Origin of the sequence: Candidatus Magnetobacterium casense (genome assembly GCF_019173545.1) — a bacterium.
GTDB lineage: Bacteria > Nitrospirota > Thermodesulfovibrionia > Thermodesulfovibrionales > Magnetobacteriaceae > Magnetobacterium > Magnetobacterium cryptolimnobacter.
Window position 1 is genome coordinate 1 of record NZ_JABXWD010000485.1, and the last position, 2,309, is coordinate 2,309.

General features: G+C 50.3%; 3 protein-coding genes. All 3 read right to left on the minus strand.

The window, feature by feature from the left end; translation table 11 throughout:
- Positions 1 to 177: 177 nt before the first annotated feature.
- From HWQ67_RS16650 to HWQ67_RS16660, 3 genes are read right to left on the minus strand one after another with little or no spacing between them, the layout of a single operon-like run.
- A complete protein-coding gene (locus HWQ67_RS16650) occupies positions 178 to 1,029 on the minus strand; it encodes a universal stress protein (RefSeq protein WP_218253810.1) in 852 nt (283 codons plus the stop codon).
- Positions 1,030 to 1,446, minus strand: coding sequence for a hypothetical protein (locus HWQ67_RS16655; RefSeq protein WP_218253811.1), 417 nt, complete (start codon positions 1,444 to 1,446; stop codon positions 1,030 to 1,032).
- A 49-nt stretch (positions 1,447 to 1,495) separates the two neighbouring features.
- Positions 1,496 to 2,308 (minus strand): sulfite exporter TauE/SafE family protein, encoded by an 813-nt coding sequence (locus tag HWQ67_RS16660; protein WP_425340739.1) that lies wholly within the window; start codon positions 2,306 to 2,308, stop codon positions 1,496 to 1,498.
- Position 2,309 lies beyond the last annotated feature (1 nt).

Sequence of the window (2,309 nt, forward strand, 5' to 3'; positions counted from 1 at the left end):
CTTTCGCAGGAATGACAATTACAGCCGTTTTCTAAGTGTGTCATTTCTGGCTTGACCAGAAATCCAGTATGCGTAAAAGTATAGTTACCATGAAATATAAAGAAGATACTGTTTTTACACCTTAGAAAGGGACGAAGGGGGTGGATATCCCTGTGGAAAACCACACCCTTCTTTAACTTATATCTTAGAGACGATAACCGAGCCCATGGACAGGGCAACCACTCTTTCGGCTACACTTCCCATCAGGAGCCTCTCTATACCGGTTCTTCCGTGCGACCCCATGATGGTTATATCGATGCCTGCCTCCATCGAGGCGTTGACTATGGCCTTGTACGGCTCCCCCACAAGGGGCAGAGTTTCGACCTTGACGCCTCTTTTTTCGGCGTTTTCCTTTACCTTGTCGAGGTTCCTCTGTGCCTCCGGCAGTTTGTCCTTTGAGGAGACGACGGATATTGCCAGGAAGTTCTTTACAAACGGACACCTGCTTGCCATGTTGATGGCCTCCTGCTGTGCTGCATCACTGTACTTGGAGCCGTCGGTTGCAAGCATGATGTTTTCGCCTTTTATTTCGGCATCCTTGGGCACCACGAGTATCTTGCACGGGGCATATGCAATGGTCTTGGCCGTCTGACTTCCAAGTACGAGCTTTTTCAGTCCCGTATTGCCCCTCCTGCCCATCACTATGACGTCGGCCTTCTGCTTAACGGCCTCCTCCACCACGCTCTCGTATGCCTGCACAGACCTGCGCACTATGATTTCGCACTCCACGTTCTCATCCGCGGCCATACTGCGGATGTCTTCAAAGTGATTCCTTGCGGCCAATTCCAGTTGCTCTACGTAGCGATTTCCCTCGGTCTCAAACTCGGGGTTGTACTCAAGCACCCTCAACACCGTCAGGATGGTCTTGCACTCCCTTGCAAAACTAATGGCCTCCCTGATCGCCCCTCGACTGAATTCCGAACCATCCGTTGCCAGGAGGATCGATTTGAGGTCCCCCATCAGGTTCATCTTATACTTGTCGTTGACCATTTAGTGTCCTCCTGTTTTTAGCAGTCCCGATGCCGCCAGCGCCAGTACCAGTACCTCAATCACCGCTATCACTCCATAGACGGTGTCCTTCTTTCTGAAGAGAATCGGTATTATGGCCAGAAAGCATACTATTGTAATACCACCCAGGAAGGCAATTCCGGCGAAATTGAGAAAATCACCCTTGCCAAGCAGGTGCAACCACGCCCAACCCGGATGAATACCGGTCTTTTCAAGATAATCGTGGACGGACAATCCCCACAGTTTTGGCAGATCGTCCACAGGTACAAATGGAGAAAATACCCCCGTTATATAGATCATAAATGAAACAAACAACATCACTATACCCAGCTTCATCCCTATGTCAAGGAGCTTGGCATATTTCAGTTGTTCTTCGGTAGCAACCTGTTTTTTTTCCATCTTTAATAGTCCTCCTTTAGTTTATTCATATTGTCGTTAAGCGTTGTTGTTATGTCCATATCCCTAACCCCTTGAGCAGGGCACGCAGCCCCGCAAATGAGAGCATCACTATGACTATATATCTTACTGCCGCCGGTTTGGTTTTGGCAAGGATTCTTACTCCCACCATGGAACCCAGCATGATGCCAATAATGGAAGGAACAACGATCATCGGCAACACCGCCCCATTGTTGATGTATATCCATGCCGCTGATGTGTCGGTAATAGAGAGCAGGAACTTGCTTGAGGACACCGCAACCTTCAAGGGGGCGCCCATGAGCAGGTTCAGGACGGGGACGTTTGCCCACCCTGCCCCCAGTCCAAACATACCGGCCATCACTCCGATGACAATGAAGAGGAGAAAACCGGGGAGGGTTCTGTGTATCTTCCAGTTTATGTCCTGTCCGGTGGATACTTCATGATAGATACCGGTTATACCCAGGGCCGAAGATAGCGCATCGGCCTCTTTGACTTCAGGGTACTCGGACTTTTTGGCCTTTACGATTATGAGGACAATACCAATGATTGTAATTCCAAGTGCCGTCTGGACGACATTGGTAGGCAGCGCCAGGCCGATCATCGCCCCTACAATGGCACAAGAGGAGGCAATCAGTCCAACAGGCAGGGCAAGTCTCAGGTTAGCGAGTCCCTTTTTCAGAAGTCCTGGTCCTGCGGCCAACGCCCCGGCCAGGGCAACCAACAAACCAGCACCTCTTACAAAGTCAAGGTGAAACGGAAAGAATCCACCAACAATAGGGACAAATAACACCCCGCCTCCCACACCACCCAGCACGGCCACAATCCCAAGCACAAAGGTCAACACA